The 21,223-nt window shown below is 63.6% G+C and carries 15 protein-coding genes and 2 tRNA genes; 14 read left to right on the plus strand and 3 right to left on the minus strand.

The window, feature by feature from the left end; translation table 11 throughout:
* Positions 1-507, plus strand: a 507-nt coding sequence (locus tag BI344_RS24435) for a hypothetical protein (protein ID WP_158021086.1), incomplete at its 5' end; no start/stop codon positions are given.
* Positions 508-527: 20 nt separating this feature from the next.
* Here BI344_RS24435 and pbpC read toward each other — a convergent pair.
* Both pbpC and BI344_RS17265 read right to left on the minus strand, forming a co-directional pair.
* Positions 528-2,723, minus strand: a complete 2,196-nt coding sequence (gene pbpC, locus BI344_RS17260; RefSeq protein ID WP_083370283.1) for a penicillin-binding protein 1C — start codon at positions 2,721-2,723, stop codon at positions 528-530.
* Positions 2,713-8,397: an alpha-2-macroglobulin family protein gene (locus BI344_RS17265; protein ID WP_071114092.1), complete on the minus strand. Its 5,685-nt coding sequence runs from the start codon at positions 8,395-8,397 to the stop codon at positions 2,713-2,715. Before BI344_RS17265 ends, pbpC begins: the two co-directional genes overlap by 11 nt.
* A 415-nt stretch (positions 8,398-8,812) precedes the next feature.
* Between BI344_RS17265 and tig the strand changes: the two genes are divergently transcribed.
* From tig to BI344_RS17305, 8 genes are all read left to right on the plus strand, one after another.
* A complete protein-coding gene (gene tig, locus BI344_RS17270) occupies positions 8,813-10,120 on the plus strand; it encodes a trigger factor (protein ID WP_071114093.1) in 1,308 nt (435 codons plus the stop codon).
* A 20-nt stretch (positions 10,121-10,140) separates the two neighbouring features.
* Positions 10,141-10,773 (plus strand): ATP-dependent Clp endopeptidase proteolytic subunit ClpP, encoded by a 633-nt coding sequence (gene clpP, locus BI344_RS17275; protein WP_043572302.1) that lies wholly within the window; start codon positions 10,141-10,143, stop codon positions 10,771-10,773.
* Positions 10,774-10,789: 16 nt separating this feature from the next.
* A complete protein-coding gene (clpX, locus tag BI344_RS17280) occupies positions 10,790-12,070 on the plus strand; it encodes an ATP-dependent Clp protease ATP-binding subunit ClpX (RefSeq protein WP_071114094.1) in 1,281 nt (426 codons plus the stop codon).
* Positions 12,071-12,214: 144 nt separating this feature from the next.
* Positions 12,215-14,629 (plus strand): endopeptidase La, encoded by a 2,415-nt coding sequence (lon, locus tag BI344_RS17285; protein WP_071114095.1) that lies wholly within the window; start codon positions 12,215-12,217, stop codon positions 14,627-14,629.
* A gap of 174 nt (positions 14,630-14,803) precedes the next feature.
* Positions 14,804-15,073: an HU family DNA-binding protein gene (locus BI344_RS17290; RefSeq protein ID WP_043572292.1), complete on the plus strand. Its 270-nt coding sequence runs from the start codon at positions 14,804-14,806 to the stop codon at positions 15,071-15,073.
* A gap of 45 nt (positions 15,074-15,118) precedes the next feature.
* Positions 15,119-15,194: transfer RNA gene (locus BI344_RS17295), tRNA-Val, on the plus strand.
* Between the two features lie 6 nt (positions 15,195-15,200).
* A tRNA-Asp gene (locus BI344_RS17300) sits at positions 15,201-15,277 on the plus strand.
* A gap of 74 nt (positions 15,278-15,351) precedes the next feature.
* Positions 15,352-17,193: a SurA N-terminal domain-containing protein gene (locus tag BI344_RS17305; protein ID WP_071114096.1), complete on the plus strand. Its 1,842-nt coding sequence runs from the start codon at positions 15,352-15,354 to the stop codon at positions 17,191-17,193.
* Positions 17,194-17,257: 64 nt separating this feature from the next.
* Here BI344_RS17305 and BI344_RS17310 read toward each other — a convergent pair whose 3' ends face one another.
* Positions 17,258-18,169 carry a LysR family transcriptional regulator gene (locus BI344_RS17310; protein ID WP_071114097.1) on the minus strand — a complete coding sequence of 304 codons (912 nt, stop codon included), beginning with the start codon at positions 18,167-18,169 and terminating at the stop codon, positions 17,258-17,260.
* Positions 18,170-18,338: 169 nt separating this feature from the next.
* Between BI344_RS17310 and BI344_RS17315 the strand changes: the two genes are divergently transcribed.
* The 5 genes from BI344_RS17315 to BI344_RS17335 all read left to right on the plus strand — a co-directional run.
* Positions 18,339-19,025, plus strand: a complete 687-nt coding sequence (locus BI344_RS17315) for a sulfite exporter TauE/SafE family protein (protein ID WP_338152221.1) — start codon at positions 18,339-18,341, stop codon at positions 19,023-19,025.
* A gap of 97 nt (positions 19,026-19,122) precedes the next feature.
* Positions 19,123-19,413 carry a helix-hairpin-helix domain-containing protein gene (locus BI344_RS17320; RefSeq protein ID WP_071114098.1) on the plus strand — a complete coding sequence of 97 codons (291 nt, stop codon included), beginning with the start codon at positions 19,123-19,125 and terminating at the stop codon, positions 19,411-19,413.
* Positions 19,410-20,036, plus strand: a complete 627-nt coding sequence (locus tag BI344_RS17325; protein ID WP_071114099.1) for a paraquat-inducible protein A — start codon at positions 19,410-19,412, stop codon at positions 20,034-20,036. The genes BI344_RS17320 and BI344_RS17325 overlap by 4 nt, the downstream gene beginning before the upstream one ends.
* Complete coding sequence (locus BI344_RS17330) at positions 20,018-20,653, plus strand: paraquat-inducible protein A (RefSeq protein ID WP_239690963.1); 636 nt, start codon at positions 20,018-20,020, stop codon at positions 20,651-20,653. Before BI344_RS17325 ends, BI344_RS17330 begins: the two co-directional genes overlap by 19 nt.
* On the plus strand, positions 20,643-21,223 hold a 581-nt coding region (locus BI344_RS17335; RefSeq protein WP_139167065.1), incomplete at its 3' end, for an MlaD family protein. The genes BI344_RS17330 and BI344_RS17335, both read left to right, overlap by 11 nt.

The raw sequence follows: 21,223 nt of genomic DNA on the forward strand, positions 1-21,223 counted from the left end.
GCGGGAGCGCAGTCGGCAGGCATGCCGCAGGAGACGGCGGCCGAACGTCAGCGCAAGCAGCAATTGCGCAAGCTGGGCTATCAGATCGACGCGCGCTACTACCAGATGCCGTTGTCGCAGCTGCGCGAACTGGCGAAGCAGGGAAACGTGCAGGCGCTGACGCATCTGGCCGAGCGCTACCTGTTCCAGTTGGACGGCCATCCGCGCGAACCGGATTATGAGGCCGGTTTCAGCTACCGCGAAGAAGCGAGGGCTGTGCTGCAGCAGGCGTATGCGTTGGGCAATATGCACGCCGCGGCGATGATCTCGGAAAGCTATCTGCTGGAGAAGCAGCCGCAGGAGGCCGCGGCCTGGAATCTGGTGGCGCGGCGTTCCGGCGATACCCTCAGCGCCGACTGGTTCCTCAAAACCAAGGACTACCAGGCGCTGACCGACCAGCAGAAAGCCGGCGCGGCGCAGCAGGCGGATCGGCTGATGCAGTCGCTGCAGCAGCGCAAGCCCGCTTGAATCGTTGCAATCGCGGCGCTTCAGCGGAGTTTGGGCCTTGCTGTGGCGCCGCGCACTTCAAACCGCACCTTTTCCACGCTCCTGCCATCGCCGGCGCGCAGTTCCAGTTGATGGCGTCCAGGCCAGGGAAACCAGGCCAGCTCCGCGCCATTGCCCAGTTTTTTCCCATCCAGCCACCATTGAGGTCGGCTTACGCCGCGCGCGCGCAGCACCATGCGCTGGTTGGCCGGCGGGATGTCCGGGTCCAGCGCGAAGATGCTGCCATCCACCGGCGCGGCGATGCCCGGCGTCAGGCTGGCGGCGCTGCCGCGCTCTGGCACGATCACGCCGCGTTCGGTGCCGGCCAGAAACCACTCCTGGCGGCTGGCCGCCACGTTGCCTTGATAGCGTACTCGCTGGCGCAGCACGCCGGGAGGCGGCGACGGCGGCTGCGATGGCGGGGCCGACTGTTGCGCCCGGTCCAGCACCGCCTGCCATACCGGCGCGGCGCCATGCATGCCGGACACGTCCCACATCGGCTCGCCGCTGGCGTTGCCTACCCATGCCGCTACCGTGTAGCGGCGCGAGAAGCCCACCCCCCAGTTGTCGCGCATGTCCTTGCTGGTGCCGGTTTTCACCGCGCTCCAGTAGCGGGTGGACAGCGCACTTTCCAGGCCGAAGGTGAGGGCGCGGGCAGTGCGGTCGGATAGGATGTCGGCGATGATAAAGCTGCTGGCGGCGTCCAGCAGCCGCTGTGGCTTCGGTCTGGCGTCGCCTGTCGTCCAGCGCGGCGCGCTGGCCAGGCCCTGATTGGCCAGGGTGCGGTAGGCGTTGGCCAGGTCCAGCAGCCGGATATCGGCCGCGCCAAGGGCCAGGCTGTAGCCGTAATAGTCGCCGTCCTGCTGCAGACTGGTGAAGCCCAGCTGGTACAGCCTATCGCGCAAGGCGTCGGGGCTGACCATTTCTATGGTCCGCACTGCGGGGATGTTGAGCGAGGAGGCGAGCGCGGTGCGCACCGGCACCAGGCCCTTGAAGTCCTTGGAGTAGTTTTGCGGCGCGTACAGGCCGGAGCCGGTTTGCAGGTCCAGCGGGCTGTCGTCCAGCAGCGAAGCTGCGGTCAGATAGCGTTTTTGCAACGCCAGCTGGTACAGGAATGGCTTCAAGGTGGAGCCGGCCTGGCGCAGAGAGGTGACGCCGTCCACCTGGGCGGCATTGGACAGGCCGCGGCCGCTGGAGCCTACCCAGGCCAGGATGTCGCCGCTGGCGTTGTCCAGCACTACCAACGCGCCGTCTTGCACATTGCGCTGCGACAGCGCCGCCAGGTGGCGGCGCAACGCGGCGGCGGCGAAGCGCTGCAAGGGCAGGTCCAGCGTGCTGACCACCCGGCTGCCGGCAGGCAGCCGCTGCCTTTGCAACAGTTTTTGCGCAAAGTGGGGGGCGTCCTGCTCGGCCAGCGGATTGGCGGCGCGACCTTGCGCCAGCGCCTGATTGACATGGACCGCCAGCGCCGCGCAGTCGGTTCTGCGGCCCATGTCCTGCAGGATGCGGCAGGCGCGGCCGGACACTTTGTCCGGCGCGGCGTTGGGCGCGCGGATCAGCGCCACCGCGATGGCCGATTCCTCCAGGTTCAATCCGGCCGGCAGCTTGCCGAACAGGGTGGCGGACATCGCCGACAAGCCTACCAGTTCGCCGCGGAAGCCTACCAGATTGAGATAGGCCTCCAGGATCTGCGCCTTGCTCCAGTGTTGCTCCAGCCAGGCCGCGGACCAGGTCTGGCCCATTTTTTGCCAGAGGCTGCGCCCGCCCTTGTTGACCTTCAGATCATCGTCCAGCAGGCCAGCCAGTTGCATGGTGAGGGTGGAGGCGCCGCGGGTGCGGGTGTTCCACACATTGCCCCAGGCCGCCGCAGCCACGCCGGACCAGTCGACGCCGCTGTGCTGATAGAAACGCTTGTCTTCCGACACCACCAGCGCATGGCGGAAAGCGGGTGAGGTGTCGGCAAGCGCCACCCAGTCCAGCCGCCGCGCCTGCTTGTCCACCCGCAGCCGCTGCAGCGGCTGGCCGTGGCGGTCCAGGATCACGATGTCGGAGGGTTTCCAATCGGCCTTTACCTGTTGAAAGCTCGGTTGGGCCTGCGCGGGCAGGGCAAGTGCAGAAACCAATAGTCCAAAAAGAGTGAGACCGACAGCAGGGCGCAGCTTAGCCCCGCCGTGACAGTTTGCAGCTTTATTTTGCATCGACAACCTTGAACACCGGGTTGGGCAGCATGCCGAACACCTCCGGCGCGTACATCGCCTCTACCCGCGTCGGCGGCAGCTTGAAGGCGCCGCGGTTGTTCAGCCGCATCGTGTACTCCACTTTCAGCTCGCCCTTGGGTACGTAGCCGTAGTAGGCGCGGTAGCCGGAGAAGCGGCGCTCGATGTAGTCGGCGTAATCGCCGGCGTCGCCGGACTTGGCGTCTATCGCCGAGTCGCGGCCCAGGCCGCCGCCCTGGATGGCGGCGCCGGCCGGGATCGGGTCGTTGACCACCACCCAGCTCATATCGCTCTGCGCATGGATTTCCAAAGTCACCTTTACCACATCGCCAGGCTGGTATTGGCCGGCGGCTTTCTGGCTGACCGGCGTCAGCGTCTTCTTGATGCTGTAGCCGGCGTAGCGCGGCGCCTTCAAGACGATGGCGGCCTCAGCCTGCACGGTGGCCCATGGCGCGCCCGCGCCATTGTGCTTGAGCGTCAGCCTGCCGGGGCCGCCGGCCGGCCATGGCAGCAGGCCCAGCTGCTTGACGCCTTCCTGCGGCCAAGCCTGGCTCAGCCTGGAGCTTCCGAGCTGGGCGCTGGTCTGGCCGGATACTGGCGTGCTCTCGAACTGCCTGGAGAATTGCGCCACCGCCAGCGTGCCCCACAGATTGGCGGTGGTGGTCTGCCAATGCCCTTTTTGCTGTCGGGACAGCAGGCCGGTCAGCAGGCGCGGCATGTCGGCCTGCCAGTCCGGCAGCTTGCGCGCGGTCAGCAGCAGCTTGGCGGCGTTGACGTCGCCGTTGCCCATCAACCACCAGGCATTGTCGCTGGCCTCGGTGCTGAACGCCATCCGCGTGCCCTGGTAAGTCAGGCGCGCGCGCAGCAGGTTGGCGGCCTCGCTCAGCCGCGGGCCGCGTTGCGGGATATCGGCGGCGCGGTTCAGCAAGGACAGCCAGTCCACCAGCATCGCGGTGCCCATTTTTTGCGGATTGAGGTCCAGTACGTCCAGCATCGCCGGGCGGAAGCGGCCGTAGCGCGACAGCGCCTCCATCGCCGTCAGCCGGCGTGCGTCGGCGTCCTGGTGGCTGATGGGCAGGTCGCGCTTGAGCTTGCCTTCGACAAAGGCGGACAGGCCGTCCAGCATCTTGCCGCGCTGGGCGTCGGGGATGTCCGCGCCGGCTTCGTTCGCCGCCGCCAGCACATAGCTGGTGAGGATGTCGCTGCCGCGGTCCGGCGCGCCTTCGCCTAGCGGGAAGTAGGCGGCCAGGCCGTTGCCGTCCAGATAAAGCGGCAACTCGCTCATCAGCTGCTGCCAGCGGGTTTTGTCATCCAGGCCCAGCGCGATGGAGCTCCTCTGTTCCAGGCAGGCGTAGGGGTAGTCCTCGAACCAGCGTTTGACGCCAGGCAGGCTATTGCCGAGCTTGGCCTGCAGGCTGACGCGGATGCCGCCGCGGCCGGGCAGGGCGCCTGGCGGCAACGCCACCGGGATCGACAACTCTGGCGCCACCCTTTGCAGCGTGGCCTGCTCCACAGTCACCGGCACCGCAGGCTCGATTTCCTGGCGGATGGCCAGTTTGTCCGCGGCCTTGCCGTCCACCTGCTGCGCGCTGAAGCTCCACTTCAGCTCCTTGACGTCATTGGGCACGGTCACCGGCCAGGCGACCAGCCGCGATTCGCCCACCGGCAGGCTGAGTTGGCGTGCGGGCAGCGCCGGCAGGCCGGGCGCGTTGGCTTCTACCTTGATGTTGAGCGTCTTGTCGCCGCCGTTGCGCACGGTGACGCCGGCGCTGAATTGGTCGCCCTCGCGCGCCAGGGGCGGGATGCCGGATGACAGCTGCAGGTCCTGAGTGACGTTGAAGCCGGCTTCGCCGGTGCCGAACATGTCATTGCCCGCGTCGGCCACCGCCACCAGGCGGAAGCGGGTCAGCGCGTCGTTGATGGGCACCTTGACATGGACGCTGCCGTTGGCGTCCAGCACCGCCCTGGGCTGCCAGGTGAGCAGGGTGTCCAGCAGTTCGCGCGTCGGCGCCTTGCCGCCGCCGCCGCCCGGCGGCAACGACTTGCGGCCATAGTGGCGCTTGCCCACCACCTCCAGCTGCGCGGTGGAAGTTTCCACGCCGTAGCTGTGGCGCTGGTACATCGCCTGCATCAGTTCCCAGCTATGGTTGGGCTGCAGCTCCAGCAGCGCTTCGTCTACCGCGGCGAAGGCGACTTCGGTGCCGGCCGGCGCCGGTTTGCCGCCAGGCAGCCTTACCTTGATAGTGACGTCGGCAGTTTCGCGGATGCCGTAGGTCTTCTTGGCCGGGGTCACTTCCACGGTCAGACGCTTGGCGGCGTCTCCTACTTGTATCTCCGCGATGCCGTATTTGAAGGCCGGGCGCGACAGATCCACCATGCTGCCGGGCGGGGTGTAGTCGCCGCCTTCGTTCCAATAGGCGTTCCACCATTCCGACGGCGTCTTCCATCCCCAGGTGAAGAAGGAGTACCACGGCACTTCGCGCACTCGGCCGCGGATGGCCAGCACCGACACATAGACATTCGGGGTCCAGTCCGGCTCAACCTTCAATTCGATGGTGGGATTCTTGCCCTCCAGCTCCACCACGCGGGTTTCCAGGATGCCCTCGCGCTCTATCGCCAGCCAGGCGGTGGCCTTGCGGAACGGCATCCTCACCTGGAAGCGGGCGGTGTCGCCGGGCAGATAGCCGGTTTTCTCCGGCAGTACGTCGATGCGGTCGTTGTTGTCGACGTCGAACCACAGCTCGTCGTGCTGGCTCACCCACACCGATTGCGAGCTCTGGGCGATGTTGCCCTGATCGTCTTTGACCTCGGCGATCAGCTCCATGTCGCCGGCGTCCTTCAGGTTCAGTTCGCAGAACACCAGGCCGCGCCCATCGGTGGCGCCGCTGCAGACCTTGCCCTTGTCGTCGGTTTCCTCGTTGTGGTCCCAGGCGTAGAAACCGCCGACCAGCCGCTTGCGGCTGGACAGGTAGCGGTGTTCGCGCAGAGAGACCTTGACGTCCTTGCCCGCCAGCGGCTTGCCGGCGGTGTCCAGCACCACTGCCTTCATCTGCAACGCCCGGCCGGCGGTGATCCAGCTGTCGACGCTGATGCCCACCTGTACGGCGGCCGGCCACAGCGAGATGCGGCGGGTGATGGTCTGGGTTTCGCCGTTGGGGTCGCGGTAGGCGGCCTCGGTCACCAGATCGTAGCGGCGGTCCAGCTTGGGCAGCTTGTCGACGAGCGCTTTGCCGTTGCCGTTGCCATCCAGCTGGATGGCGGCCTTGTCCAGCACCACCTTGCCGTCCAGCGAGCTTTCGCTGTTCTCGCGGTTGCGTTGCGGCGGCGAGAAGCTGAAGTCGTCGTAGGCCTTCAGGCGTTGGTAACCGTCCGCCAGCATGGCGCTGACCTCAATCGGCCAGCCTTTGGCCGGGCCGCCGTTGCCCCAGGACAGCGACACGTTCAGCGGCAGTTGTTTGGGCGCGATGCCGGCGTTCTTGACGGTCGAGATGCGGCCGGTCATCGCCGGCAGGCGGAACTCCTCCACCCGGAAGCTGCCGCTTTGCAGCGAGTAGCCGTCCAGCTCCGGGCTGGCTGGCTTGCCCTGATCGGCCGGGCCGCGGATGCCCTTGCGCTCCAGATACAGCGAGTACTCTCCCAACTTGGCTTCCTTGGGCAGCGCGTAGCTGCTTTCCGCGTAACGGCCGTTGCGCCAGGTTAGCGGCAGGCTGATTTCGTCGCCGCTGCCGTTGTGGACGATGCGCAGCTGCTGCGGCAGCTGGTTTGGTTTCAGCTGCGTCAGGCCCTTGCCGGCCTGGACCCGCAGCAGGTGTTTCATCGCCACGGTTTCGCCGGCGCGGAACAAGGCGCGGTCCAGAATGCTGTGGGCGATGATGGCCGGGCCGTCGCCGCCTTGGGTCGGAAAGGGAAAGCGCCAGGACTCTATGCCGCGGTTCCAACTGGAGCGGACGAAGGACACGTCCTCGTTGCCCTGCGCGTCCTTGGCGCGGGCGGTAACGAACAGGCCGGACAGTTCTTCGTCCGAGCAGTCGCCTGCCTGCAACGGGCCCTTGACCATTGCCGTGCCCTGGGCGTTGGTCTTGCCGGTCCACAGCGAATTGCCCTTGCAGTCGTAAATGTTGACGCGGGCATCCGGCACGGGCTTGCCCTTGTCCAGTGTCGTCACCCATACCGCGGCGTTTTCGCCGGATTTTTTCAGATGCACCGCCATATTGGTGACCAGCGCGGCGGTGCGCACATACATCGGCTGGTTGGCGGCCAGCAGCGACTTGCCCAGCAGCCTGGACGACACCTCCACCACGTACAGGCCGGGTCTGGGCAGCGGGATGCCCACCACCTCGAACGGCCACTTGCCGTTCTTGTCCGGCTGGGTGGGCAGTTTCAGCGGCACCGCGTCCCGGTTCTTGGCCAGCAAGGACAGGCGGCGGCTTTCCACGGTCTTGTCCTTGCCGGCCGGCAGGGCGCTCTCGTGGTAACGCTGCACCTTGGCCAGCCATTGCATCATGTCGGCGTCGCGGTTCAGGCGCAGCGCCTGGCCGCCCAGTTGCACCGACTTGATGTTGAGGTCGGCCTCCACCCCGCGCAAGGTGATGGGCAAGGCGGCGTCGGCGCCGGATTCGATGATGCCGAATGGGGCGGCGGCGAATTTGGCCAGCGGCGGATAGTCGGCCAGTTTGATGGGCAGCGGGAAGCGTTCCGCGTTGACCAGCGGTCGGCCGACTTCGTCGTTGAAGTCATTCGGCAGTTTCAGCGTCAGGGTTTCCAGCGGCGGGAAGGGGGGGGCGAAGCTGATGCTGTCCACCGGCTCGCCCTTGTTGTGCTGCTCGGCCTGCGGCGCGCGTTCCGCTCCGCCGCCGGACAACCTTGCGGCCTGAGCCAGCTTGGCCGGCACCGGCGAACTGAAATTCAACGTGATGGTCTTGAACGGGATGCAGGCGCCTTTGGCGTTTTCGCGTTGGCAGCTCATGCTGGCGGTGAAGGCCGGGCGCACCTGATACTGCTGCTTGTCCGGCGCGCCGGCGCCGCGCAAGTGCACCAGCGTGAGCTTGCTGTCCGGCGCCAGGCGCTGGTCGCAACGCACGGCCAGCACGTTGACGGCCTGTTTCTCCAGTTTCAGATGTTTGATCAGCGCCGCGCGGTCCGTCTCGGCCAGAGGTTTCACCGGAATGCGTTCCGGCAGGCTGGACGACTGGCAATACAGTGACGACGGCTTGACCTCCGCGGCGTTGAAGCGCAGCACGAAGGCCTGATCTTCCTCGATGCGGCCTTCCGACGGCCAGCTTTCGGCGATGACTGGCTGGCCGGTGTAAAAACGGAAGCCCAAGCCGGCGGCTATGGCGTTGCCCTGCAAGTCCTTCAGGCCCGGTTTGGCCGTGAAGCGGCAGTCGGTATTGGCCGGCGGCGTGTCCCGCACATCCAGTGCCCAGGTCTTGTCATCCACCCAGTGGCCCTTGCCCTTCAAGCCGCAGCTCCAGGCGAAGGGCGCAGGCGCGGCGCTGTTGCCGAGTGCGGTCATGCTGCTGTTGAAGGTGGCGCGCACCTGGCTGACTTCCTTCACTTCCCCTTGTGGGCTGAAGGTGGTGACGCCGGCCGCGGCGGAGAGCTCGGGTAGCGTCAGTCCAGCGAGGATCAAACCTAGGCGCAGCAGTGTTTTCATGGCATCACCATGGTGCGGATTGGACTTTGGACGGGGAGCGGACATGAGACCTGTCATTTTGAACGGATATTTTTCTTGCCCAGGCTGGCGATTTGCATGATTGGGAATCATAGCAGATGGATGGCCGGGCCGGGATGGGCTTGCCGAAATAATCCAGCAATATCAAACAGCAAACTCCCGTTTCAAGCGCCTGGCCGCCGGCGGGTTGCGGCTTCGACGCTTCCTTTGGCCGAAACGCGTTCCCGCACAGGTGCAGACAAGCGCGGGGTGCGTGATATACTGTTTGTTTCGTTGGGTGCGCGGTGTAACTCCGCGCAGCGTCGATCAGCCGCCATCCGGCAAGCGCCGGAAAGGCGGGTGTCTGGCGTCGTACCGTCCCAGATGACTCAAACCCGTCACATTCAAAGGATTTAACATGCAAGTACAGCTGGAAACACTGAGCAATCTTGAGCGCCGGATGGACATCGCCCTGCCGATGGCCGCCATCGACACGCAAGTCGCCGAGCGCCTGAAGCGCGTGGCCCGCGGCGCCAAGATCCAAGGTTTCCGCCCGGGCAAGGCTCCGCTGAAGATCGTGGAGATGAACTATGGCGCCCAGGTGCGTGAAGAAGTGATGGGTGAGCAGGTGCAGCAAGGCTTCTACCAGGCCGTCACCGAGCAGAAGCTGCGCGTTGCCGGCTATCCGCGTTTCGAGCCGGTTGCCGCTGGCGACGACAAAGAAAGCTTCAAGTTTGCAGCCACTTTCGAAGTGTACCCGGAAGTGAAGGTCGGCGAGCTGACCTCCAAGGAAATCGAAAAGCCGGCAGTCACCGTGGGCGACGCCGAAATCGAGAAGACCATCGACATCCTGCGTAAGCAGCGCACCCGCTTCAACCGCGTTGAGCGCGAAGCCGCCGCAGGCGACCGCGTGATCATCGACTTCAAGGGCGCCATCGACGGCGTCGCCTTCGAAGGCGGCTCCTCCGAGAACTTCCCCTTCGTGCTGGGCCAGGGCCAGATGCTGGCCGAGTTCGAAGCCGGCGTCGTCGGCATGAAGGAAGGTGAGATCAAGAGCGTGGAAGTGAGCTTCCCGGCTGACTACCATGGCAAGGACGTCGCCGGCAAGACCGCCGTGTTCGAAATCCTGCTGAAGAACGTGGCCGAGGCCATCCTGCCGGAAGTGAACGAAGAGTTCGCCAAGGCGTTGGGCATCGCCGAGGGTGACGTCGAGAAGATGCGCGCCGAGATTCGCAAGAACGTAGAGCGCGAAGTGAAGCGTCGCCTGCAGGCCCGCACCAAGGAAAACGTGATGCAGGCGCTGATCGACGTTACCGAGATCGAGCTGCCTAAGGCGCTGGTCGGCCTGGAAATCGGCCGCCTGGTCGAGCAGGCCCGCCGCGACATGCAACAGCGCGGCATGGATGTGAAGAACATGCCGTTCCCGCCGGAGCTGTTCACCGCCCAGGCCGAGCGCCGCGTCAAGCTGGGCCTGATCCTGTCGGAAATGGTGGAAGCCAACAAGCTGGAAGCCAAGCCCGAGCAGATCCGTTCGATGATCGTGGAGTTCGCCGACAGCTACGAAGAGCCGGAAGACGTTCTGGCCTGGTACTACGAGAGCCAGGATCGCCTGGAAGGCCCGACTTCGATGGTTCTGGAAGACAATGTGGTTGAATTTGTGCTGTCTCAGGCCAATGTAGTAGAGAAGGCGCTGTCTTTCGATGAACTGATGGGCAGCCAAGCCTGATAACAACTTTGGAGTGGCCGATGAAATCGATGATGGAACCGCAAGGGTTGGGCCTGGTGCCCATGGTGGTGGAGCAGAGCGGTCGTGGCGAGCGCGCCTATGATATTTACTCGCGTCTGCTGAAGGAGCGCATCGTCTTCCTGGTCGGCCCCGTCTCGGACGAATCGGCCAACCTGGTTGTCGCGCAGATGCTGTTCCTGGAGTCGGAAAATCCGGACAAGGACATCCATTTCTACATCAACTCGCCGGGCGGTTCGATTACCGCCGGCATGTCGATCTACGATACGATGAACTTCATCAAGCCGGACGTTTCCACCCTGTGCATAGGCCAGGCGGCCAGCATGGGCGCCTTCCTGCTGTCGGCAGGCGCCGAGGGCAAGCGTTTTGCGCTGGAGAACAGCCGGGTGATGATTCACCAGCCGCTGCTGTATGGCGGCGGCCTGTCCGGCCAGGTGACCGACATCGAGATCCACGCCCGCGAGCTCGTCAAGGTGAAAGCCAAGATGAACGAGCTGATGGCCAAGCACTCCGGCAAGACCATGGAGCAGCTGGAAGCGGATACCGAGCGTGATAATTTCATGTCGGCTGAAGAGGCCCGTGTCTACGGCCTGATCGATAAAGTGCTGTCTTCCCGCAAGGATGTCACGGCGTAAGTAGTGGAATTGGCTAATGGCTGACAAAAACAGCAACGAGAAACTTCTCTATTGTTCTTTCTGCGGAAAGAGCCAGCACGAAGTGCAGCGGTTGATCGCCGGCCCGCAGGTATTCATTTGCAATGAATGCGTCGAGCTGTGCAACGACATCATTCGCGAAGAACTGGAGAAGGGTAGCAGCAGCGAGGTGGTGGGCGGCGCGTCCGCCGACCATCCGCTGCCGACGCCGCAGGAAATCCGCGCAGACCTGGATCAGTACATCATCGGCCAGGACTTCGCCAAGAAAACCCTGTCGGTTGCGGTGTACAACCACTACAAGCGCCTGTACCAGAAGACCGGCAAGGACGACGTGGAGCTGGCCAAGAGCAACATCCTGTTGATCGGCCCCACGGGTTCCGGCAAGACCCTGCTGGCGCAGTCGCTGGCGCGCCTCCTGGACGTGCCCTTCGTCATCGCCGACGCCACCACGCTGACCGAGGCGGGCTACGTGGGCGAGGATGTCGAGCACATCATCCAGAAGCTGCTGCAGAAGTGCGACTACGATGTGGACAAGGCCCAGCGCGGCATCGTCTACATCGACGAGATCGACAAGATCTCGCGCAAGTCGGAAAACCCGTCCATCACCCGCGACGTATCGGGCGAGGGCGTGCAGCAGGCGCTGCTGAAACTGATCGAGGGCACTGTCGCCTCGGTTCCGCCGCAAGGCGGCCGTAAGCATCCGAACCAGGAATTCATCCAGGTGGACACCACCAATATCCTGTTCATTTGCGGCGGCGCGTTCGACGGCCTGGAAAAGATCATCCGCCAGCGCTCCGAAAAGGGCGGCATCGGCTTCGGTGCCGAAGTCACCTCCAAGGACGACGGCCGCAGCCTCAGCGCCCTGTTCAAGGACGTGGAGCCGCAGGATCTGATCCGTTTCGGCCTGATTCCGGAGCTGATCGGCCGCTTGCCGGTGGCTGCGACGCTGGACGAGCTGGACGAGGAGGCGTTGGTCACCATCCTGACCCAGCCGAAGAACGCGCTGATCAAGCAGTACCAGCGTCTGTTCTCGATGGAGTCGGTGGAGCTGGAGGTGCGTCCGTCGGCGCTGCGCGTCATCGCTAAGCAGGCATTGGTGCGCAAGACCGGCGCCCGCGGCCTGCGCTCCATCCTGGAGCGCGCGCTGCTGGATACCATGTACGAACTCCCGTCGATGCAGGACGTGGAAAAAGTGGTGGTGGACGAGAAGGTGATAGAGAAGGGCGATAAACCGCTTTTCATCTACCGCGAACAGGGCGGTGTGGCACAATCCGCCTGATGGCCTGGCCTGAATGACTGAACCGCCCGGCAGGGCGGTTTTTTATTTGTCACCGATGTAATCTGTTTTAGTATGGGGTGTTGATATTCTGGCCTCACACCCCATTTTCCAAGCATTGTTTCCCCAAAGCTAAGGTTAGGTGATATGTCCCAACCCGCAGAAATCAGAGAAGAGACCACGCTGCCGCTATTGCCGCTGCGCGACGTGGTGGTCTTCCCGCACATGGTCATTCCGCTGTTCGTCGGACGGGCCAAATCGATCCGTGCGCTGGAGCTGGCGATGGACGAAGGCAAGCAGATCCTGCTGGTGGCCCAGCGCTCGGCCTCCAAGGACGAGCCTTCGGCCGAGGACCTGTACGGCATAGGCACCATCGCCGCCGTGCTGCAGATGCTCAAGCTGCCGGACGGCACCGTCAAGGTGCTGGTCGAGGGCCGCCAGCGCGCCACAATCAAGCAGGTGGGCGAGGAGGACGGCTGCTTCGTGGCCGAATTCGAAGCGCTGTCCAGCGAAGTGGAGGAATCCAACGAGACCGAGGCGATGCGCCGCGCGCTGCTCGCCCAGTTCGAGCAGTATGTCAAGCTGAACAAGAAAATCCCGCCCGAGGTATTGAACTCGCTGGCCGGAATCGACCGTGCCGGCCGCATGGCCGACAGCATCATCGCCCACCTGCCGCTCAAGCTGGAACAGAAGCAGGAAGTGCTGGAGATGTTCGATGTCCAGACCCGTCTGGAGCATCTGATGTCGCAGCTGGAGGGCGAGATCGACATCCTGCAGGTGGAAAAGCGCATCCGTGGCCGCGTCAAGCGCCAGATGGAGAAGAGCCAGCGCGAGTACTACCTGAACGAGCAGGTCAAGGCCATCCAGAAAGAGCTGGGCGAGATGGACGAGGTTAGCGACCTCGACGAGCTCGAACGCCGCATCAAGGCCGCCGGCATGAGCAAGGAAGGCCGTGAAAAGACTCTGTCCGAGTTGAAGAAGCTGAAGATGATGTCGCCGATGTCGGCTGAGGCCACCGTGGTGCGCAACTACATCGACACGCTGCTCGACATGCCGTGGAAGAAGAAGACCAAGATCAGCAAGGACGTGGCCGCGGCCGAGGCTGTGCTGGACGAGGACCACTTTGGCCTGGAGAAGGTCAAGGAGCGCATTCTGGAGTACCTGGCGGTGCAGCAGCGCGTCGATCGCCTGAAGGCGCCCATCCTGTGCCTAGTGGGGCCTCCGGGCGTAGGCAAGACCTCGTTGGGCCAGTCGCTGGCCCGCGCCACCAACCGCAAGTTCGTGCGCATGGCGCTCGGCGGCGTGCGCGACGAATCCGAAATCCGTGGCCATCGCCGCACCTATATCGGTTCGATGCCGGGCAAGGTGCTGCAGAACATGAGCAAGGTTGGCGTCAAGAACCCGTTGTTCCTGCTGGACGAAGTGGACAAGATGGGGGCCGACTTCCGCGGCGACCCGTCGTCCGCCTTGCTGGAGGTGCTGGACCCTGAGCAGAACCACGCTTTCATCGACCATTACGCCGAAGTGGAGTTCGATCTCTCCGACGTGATGTTCGTGGCCACCGCCAATTCGTTGAATATTCCTCCGGCATTGCTGGATCGGATGGAAATCATCCGGCTTTCCGGCTATACCGAGGACGAAAAGGTCAATATCGCGCTGAAGTACCTGCTGCCGAAGCAGATCGAGGCCAACGGCGTGCGGGAAGGCGAACTGGCGGTACAGGAGTCCGCGATCCGCGATATCGTCCGCTACTACACCCGAGAAGCCGGCGTACGCAGCCTGGACCGCGAGGTGGCCAAGATTTGCCGCAAGGTGGTGACCGGTGCCTTGCTCAAGCCGGGCAAGCCGGGCAAAGTGACGGTGTCGGCCAAGAATCTGGACAAGTATCTGGGTGTGCGCCGCTTCGACTACGGTCTGGCGGAAGAGGAAAACCGCATCGGCCAGGTGACTGGTCTGGCCTGGACCGAAGTGGGCGGCGAATTGCTGACCATCGAGGCCGTCACGCTGCCGGGCAAGGGCAATATCGTCCGGACCGGCCAGCTGGGCGAAGTGATGCAGGAGTCGATTACCGCGGCGATGAGCGTGGTGCGCAGCCGGGCGCGTTCGTTGGGCATTAAGCCGGACTTCTACGAGAAGAGCGACATGCACATCCATGTGCCGGAAGGCGCGACGCCCAAGGATGGTCCGAGCGCCGGCATTGCGATGACCACCGCCATCGTTTCGGTGCTCACCAGCATCCCGGTGCGCGCCGATGTGGCGATGACCGGCGAAATCACGCTGCGCGGCGAAGTGTTGCCGATCGGCGGTCTGAAAGAGAAATTGTTGGCGGCGCATCGCGGCGGCATTCGCCACGTGCTGATCCCCAAGGGCAATGAAAAAGACTTGGTGGAGATTCCTTCCAACATCAAACAGAAGCTTGAAATCCATCCAGTGAAGTGGATTGATGAAGTGCTGGCACTGGCGCTGGAGCGTCAGCCGGAAGAATTGTCGCAAGAAGAACAGTCTGCTGACATTCCTCCTGCGCAAGATGCCGCCGGCGGAGTGTCGGTTTTGAAGCATTAAGAATCATGGCCTTACCGAAGCTGTGAATATCTTGTGGTTTCGCGGCTTCCAAATGTCCTTGCGAATTAGCAAAACACCCGTGGAAGCCGCTTGACACAAGGATTTCCGCCTTGCTATAAAGCAAGCGTTTTTATCCGAATTACGTAGACCGAAGAACGACGAAAGGGGACTTACGTGAACAAGTCTGAACTGATTGACGCCATCGCGGCAGAAGCCGATATTTCCAAAGCTGCTGCTGCGAAAGCTCTGGACGGCATGGTTGCTGCCGTTACCGACGCCCTGAAAAAAGGCGATACCGTGACTCTGGTGGGTTTCGGCACCTTCTATGTGGGCGAGCGCGCAGAGCGCAGCGGCCGCAATCCGAAGACCGGCGAAACCATCAAGATCCCGGCTGCACGTTCTCCGAAGTTCCGTGCTGGCAAGGCACTGAAAGACGCGCTATAATCGGCGGCCTTTCCGGCCCGATCTGATCGGGCCGGTTTGGTAGAAGGGCGTTTAGCTCAGTTGGTAGAGCGTCTGCCTTACAAGCAGAATGTCGGCGGTTCGACTCCGTCAACGCCCACCAGGGTTCGGAGCGGTAGTTCAGTTGGTCAGAATACCGGCCTGTCACGCCGGGGGTCGCGGGTTCGAGCCCCGTCCGCTCCGCCAAAAATACACGAGAGAAGGTGAACCGGTTTACGCGTTCACCTTTTTTTTTACAGGGGTGGCCTTAGCCAATCGTCATGTTCGAGTTTGTCCAGAACAACAAAACCGTCATTCAAGTCATCCTCGGTGCTGTCGCGCTGACCTTCGCCGGCTTTGGCGTCAGCAGTTACAGCAGCGCAACCGATGATCCCTATCTGGTCAAGGTGGGCAGCGTCAAGATCTACAAACGGGATCTGGACCGCGAGCTGGAAGGAAAGCCCAGCGATCCGGCCGCCCGCCAGGCTGCCCTTGAGGATATGATCCGCCGCAAGCTGATCCTGGCCGATGCCCGGGATCATGGCGCCACGGTCAGTGCCGAGCAACTGCGCAAGGTCATCGCCTCCATTCCACTTTTTCAGGACAATGGCCAGTTCAGCCAGTCGCGCTACAGCGAGTTTCTGAAAAACCGCTATCAGTCGGCGGAAGCTTTCGAAACCGAGATCAGCGACGATATCCTGGTGAGAAGCCAACTGACCAGCGTGGCCGGCACCCAGTTTGTCGCCAACAGCGTGGTCAATCGCGTGGCCGCGCTGCTGGGCGAGGGCCGGGAGTTGCAGCCGCTGGTGCTGAAGCCGGCTGATTTCGCATCCGAAGTGAAAACCGACGCCGCTGCGGTCAAAGCCTATTACGATGCCAACGCCAAGCGCTTCCGTACTCCGGAAAGCGTGAAGCTGGATTATGTGGTGTTGTCGCAGGACGCGTTGGGGCAGGGCATCAAGATTGCCGATGCCGATGTGCAAAAGTACTACGACCAGCACAAGGCCGATCTGTCCAGCGAGCAGCGCCGCGCTTCGCACATTCTGCTGACCGTGGCCAAGGATGCCGCTCCGGCGCAAAAAGCCAAGGTCAAGGCCGAAGCCGGAGCCCTGCTGAAGGAAATTCGCGCCAATCCGGCCAAGTTTGCCGAACTGGCCAAGGCCAAGTCGCAGGACCCCGGCTCCGCCGAAAAGGGTGGCGATCTGGGCTTTTTCGCTCATGGCATGATGGTCAAGCCGTTTGACGACGCGGTGTTCCGCATGAAGCCGGGCCAGATCAGCGATCTGGTGGAAACCGAATACGGCTTCCACATCATCCGTCTGGACGAAATCAAGGCTCAGGATCTGGAAACCGTCAAGGCTGCCATCGTCGACAAGCTGCAAAAGCAGAAGGCCGCGGCATTGTTCCGCGAGCAGGCGGACAAGCTGAGCGAAGTCGCCTATCAGCAGGCGGACTCGTTGAAGGGCCTGGTTGACGCGCTGAAGCTGGAGGTCAAGCATTCCGACTGGCTGCAGCGCAATCAACCGGGCAAGGACGATCTGCTGGGCAACGAAAAGCTGCTGGCGGCGGTATTCAGCGACGATGTGCTGAAGAAGAAGCACAACAGCGAGCCGGTGGACATCGGCGGCGGCCGTCTGGTGGTGGCCCGCGTGGCCGAGCATCAGTCGGAACGCCAGCAAGCGATTGCCGATGTGCGCGAGCAGATTCAGGGCGAGCTGGTGGAGCGCGAAGGCGCCAAGCTGGCCGACAAGAAGGGCCAGGCACTGCTGGCCGACTTGAAGGCGGGCAAGAATGTCGATGCGCCAAAGTGGGGCGCGGCCTTGACGGTATCCCGCCGCGCCGCCGCTAGCCTGCCGCCTACCGATATGCGCGCGGTGTTCAGCGTGGCCGCCGCCAAGCTGCCGACTTTCGCCGGGGTGCGACACGATACCGGCGAGTACGTGATTTACCGCGTCAACAAGGTGATCGCCGCTCCGGCCGTTACCGATGCCGATCGCGCCCAATTGGGCAATGTGCTGGGCGAGTTGACGGCCAACGGCCAACTTGGCAGCTATCTGCAGGCGCTGCGCCAGAAATACCCGGTAACGGTCGGCAAGCAATCGCTGAGCGATAACAGCCAGTAAGCCCCCAGGCTGCGTGACGCCACCAACCCCGCCCAATGGCGGGGTTTTTGCATTCCTCTTGCCGTTACGGCAAGCGCGCGGCAGTCAGGCCGTCCCGGCGCAGCGCGTCCAGCAGCAGCCTGGCCTTGCGCGGGATACTGCGGCTGGCGAACACCGCATGCATCTGCGGATCATCGCCCTGACTGGAAACGATGCGGAATTCCGGGCACAGCCGCACCAGTTCGCCGCGCGCGACCAGCGGTTCGGCCAGCCAGTCGCCCAGTCGCCCGATGCCCATGCCCGCGCGTATGGCCTCCAGCACGCCGTTGCCGGAGTTGCTGCGGTGCCAGGCGCTGAGGTTGAGGCTGATCTGCGTGTCCTGGCTGATGAAATTCCATGCCTTGAGCACCCGTGGCGCAGTGTGGATTATCACCCGGTGCCCGGGCAGTTGGCGCGGATGTTCCGGCGCGCCGTGGCGCGCCAGGTAGGCGGGGCTGGCGTATAAATGGCGCCGGTAGTCCCACAGCGGGTAGCCGATCAGCTCGCTGGAGGCCGGGAAGGCGCCGCGGATGGCGAAGTCCAGTTTTTCCCGAATCGGCTCCAGCGTGGCGTCGCTATACAGCACGTCAAAGCGCAGGTCGGGGTTTTCCTCGGCCAGGAGCGCCAGCACCCGTGGCAGCACGGTTCTCCCCAGCGTCTCCGGGGCGGAGAAGCGCAGCAGGCCGCGGGGTGCGGCAATCTGCTGGTTGAGCTCCTCTTCCGCCTGTTGCTGCAGATCCAGCATCTGCCTGGCTATCGGATAGTAGGACTCGCCGGCCATGGTCAATTCCAGCTGCTTGCTGGAACGGGCCAACAGCGCGGTCCCCAGCTCCTCTTCCAGCGCTTGCAGCGCGCGGGTGGCGCTGCTGGGCGAGGTGCCCAGCTGGCGCGCGGCGGAAACAAAGCTTTTCTGCTCCACCACCGCGCAGAAAATCCTTATGCCCCAAAGTGCTTTCATTGTGACTCCATCATTGCGTTTATCGCAATGCTACATTGCAAGCACCAATTCCGGCCAGGCCTTAGAATGCGCATTGGAAGGAGAATGCCAATGTTGTTGAGTTTGAGTTTTCTGTGCGTGATCGCTTTTTTTTGCCGGCCTGGTCGATGCCGCGGTCGGAGGAGGGGGCTTGATCCAGATTCCCGGCTTGTTCAGCGTGTTGCCCAATGTGGCGCCGGCCACCTTGTTTGGCACCAATAAACTGGCGTCCGCGGTGGGCACGCTGTCGGCGGCGCGCTCCTATCTGCGCCGCGTGCGTCTGCCGTGGCGGCTGGTGCTGCCGTCCGCGGCCATGGCGTTCGTGTTCTCGTTCGCCGGGGCGCAGGTGGTGTCGCTGATTCCCAAGGACGTGATCCGGCCGCTGGTCCTGGCGCTGCTGCTGATCATGGCGGTGTATACATTGTGGAAGAAGGATTTCGGCAAGCTGCACAGGCCGGTGGCGATAGGCCGACGCGAGCTGCTGGTGGGCATGGCGATAGGCGGCGCCATCGGCTTCTACGACGGCCTGTTCGGCCCCGGCACCGGCAGCTTCCTGATGTTCCTGTTCATCCGTTTCTTCGCCTTCGATTTCCTGCACGCCTCGGCCGCGGCCAAGGTGGTGAATCTCACCACCAATGTGGCGGCTCTGTTGTCCTTCGCGATAGGCGGCCATATCTTGCTGGCCTATGCGCTGCCCATGGCCGCGGCGAACATGGCAGGAGCGATGGTCGGCACCCGGCTGGCCATGAAAAAGGGCGCGGGCTTCGTGCGCATCCTGTTCCTGGCGCTGACCAGCGTGCTGATCTGCAAGCTGGGCTGGGACATTCTGCACGGCTGAGTCGGCAGCCGCGGGGCGCTGGAGCGCGTGCCGCTTTGAACTGCGGTGCCCGCTCCCTTATCATGTAGGCTGAACGATTACTCGGCGGCCACTTTACATGCATCCATCCCGCTGCCCGCCCCCGGATTTGGCGCTCAGTCTGCTGCAACTGCCCAACGTCGGCCCGCGAACCGCGGCCGACCTCGAACTGTTGGGCATCCGGTCCCCGCAGCAACTGCGGGGGCGCGATCCTTATCAGCTCTATCTGGAACTGTGCGACCGTACCGGTCAGAGACAGGATCCTTGCGTGCTGGACATGATGCTGTCCGTCTGCCACTACGTCGATACCGGGGAGGCGCGCGCCTGGTGGAGCTTTACCCCGGAGCGCAAACGCAAATGGATGCTATGAGGTCCGAAACGGAGCGAACCACCGCCTGTCACGATTGCGATCTGCTGCTGCAATTGCCGGCGTCCGCCGGGGATCGAGCCTGCATCCATTGCCCGCGCTGCGGCGCGCTGCTGCACGAGCAATCGGATCAGGCGCTGCATGCCGGCACCGCGCTGGCGCTGGCGGGTATGCTGACATTCGTGATCGCCAATAGTTATCCAGTGCTGGTGCTGGAAATCGCCGGCAACCGCAATGCCGCCACTCTGTGGCAAACCGCGTTGGCCTTGCAGCGGCAGGGCATGGCGGAAGTGGCGTTGTTGGTGCTGTTCACCGGCATCGTGATGCCGGCGCTGGAGTTGGCCAGCATGCTGTATCTGCTGTTGCCGCTGCAATTGGGCCGGGCGCCGCCGGGCTTTCCCGTCGTGATGCGGCTGCGCCAATTGGCGCGGCCCTGGTGCATGGTGGAGGTTTTTTTGTTGGGCGTGCTGGTTTCACTGGTCAAACTGGTGCATCTGGCATCGGTGCGGCCGGGCATTGGGCTGTGGGCGTTTTTTGGCCTGATCGTGCTGATGGCCGCCTGCGCCAGCCGTTTCCGGCCGGTGCAACTGTGGGAGCGCTACCAGGCATGCCGCATTATGGAATGAAGAGCGCGGCGGCGCGCAATTTGGGCCTATGCCTTGGCTGCGGCCTATTGTGCCGGCTGGACGGCGATGCGCCGGGCGCCTGCCCGCGCTGCCGGAGCCCGCTGCACCTGCGCAAGCCGGCGGCGCTGCAGCGTTGCTGGGCTTTGCTGTTGGCCGCCGTGATCAGCTATTTCCCGGCCAATCTGCTGCCCATCATGGAAACCACTGCGCTCACCGGCGTGCAGCGCGACACCATACTCAGCGGCGTGGTCTACTTGTGGAACAACGACTCCTGGCCGTTGGCGCTAGTGGTGTTCACCGCCAGCGTGCTGGTGCCCTTGCTGAAGATACTGGCCTTGCTGCTGCTGTTGTGCAGCGTGCAATGGCGCTGGTCGTGGGCGCCGCGGCAGCGCACCGGCCTGTACCGGCTGATCGAGGTGATAGGTCCGTGGTCGATGCTGGATATTTTCGTGGTGGCGCTGATGGTCGCCCTGGTGCAATGGCAGTCGCTGGCCAGCATCAAGGCCGGCGCCGGCGCGGTGGCCTTCGGCGCGGTGGTGGTGCTGACCATGCTGGCCGCAATGAGTTTCGATCCCAGGCTGATCTGGGATCCTGTAGAGGACGATGATGAGCAGTGAAAAACCGGTAGAGCCTCAAGGCCAGGAGCCGCAATTGCCGCAGGCGGTGGCCCTCAAGCGCAGCCGCTGGGCGCCGTCGCTGGTCTGGCTGATTCCCGTGGTGGCGGCGCTGATAGGCGGCTGGCTGGCGGCGCACGCGATATTGTCGCGCGGCCCCACCATCACCATTTCGTTCCAGAACGCGGAAGGGATAGAGGCGGGCAAGACGCGCATCAAATACAAGGACGTGGAAATCGGCGAGGTAACCTCGATCAAGCTCAGCCCCAACCGTCAATCCATCGTGGCCACCGCCCAGTTGAGCAAGGAGGCGGGCGACTATCTGGCGACCGACAGCCGCTTCTGGGTGGTGCGGCCGCGGGTGTCCGGCGGCGGCGTGTCAGGCTTGGGCACAGTCTTGTCCGGCTCGTACATCGGCATGGACATTGGCAAGAGCGAGGCGCGCAAGACTGAATTCGTCGGGTTGGAAACGCCGCCCATCATCAATGCCGATCTGCCGGGGCAAACCTTCTTCCTGCGGGCCGACAACCTGGGTTCGCTGAACACCGGCTCGCCGGTGTATTTCCGCCGGGT

This window comes from Chromobacterium sphagni (assembly GCF_001855555.1).
Lineage (GTDB): Bacteria > Pseudomonadota > Gammaproteobacteria > Burkholderiales > Chromobacteriaceae > Chromobacterium > Chromobacterium sphagni.

Bases quoted from the DNA above. Each gene is read 5' to 3' on its own strand.
- pbpC (WP_083370283.1), bottom strand. From the start codon at position 2,723: ATGCAAAATAAAGCTGCAAACTGTCACGGCGGGGCTAAGCTGCGCCCT.
- BI344_RS17265 (WP_071114092.1), bottom strand. From the start codon at position 8,397: ATGAAAACACTGCTGCGCCTAGGTTTGATCCTCGCTGGACTGACGCTA.
- tig (WP_071114093.1), top strand. From the start codon at position 8,813: ATGCAAGTACAGCTGGAAACACTGAGCAATCTTGAGCGCCGGATGGAC.
- clpP (WP_043572302.1), top strand. From the start codon at position 10,141: ATGAAATCGATGATGGAACCGCAAGGGTTGGGCCTGGTGCCCATGGTG.
- clpX (WP_071114094.1), top strand. From the start codon at position 10,790: ATGGCTGACAAAAACAGCAACGAGAAACTTCTCTATTGTTCTTTCTGC.
- lon (WP_071114095.1), top strand. From the start codon at position 12,215: ATGTCCCAACCCGCAGAAATCAGAGAAGAGACCACGCTGCCGCTATTG.
- BI344_RS17305 (WP_071114096.1), top strand. From the start codon at position 15,352: ATGTTCGAGTTTGTCCAGAACAACAAAACCGTCATTCAAGTCATCCTC.
- BI344_RS17310 (WP_071114097.1), bottom strand. From the start codon at position 18,169: ATGAAAGCACTTTGGGGCATAAGGATTTTCTGCGCGGTGGTGGAGCAG.
- BI344_RS17320 (WP_071114098.1), top strand. From the start codon at position 19,123: ATGCATCCATCCCGCTGCCCGCCCCCGGATTTGGCGCTCAGTCTGCTG.
- BI344_RS17325 (WP_071114099.1), top strand. From the start codon at position 19,410: ATGAGGTCCGAAACGGAGCGAACCACCGCCTGTCACGATTGCGATCTG.
- BI344_RS17330 (WP_239690963.1), top strand. From the start codon at position 20,018: ATGCCGCATTATGGAATGAAGAGCGCGGCGGCGCGCAATTTGGGCCTA.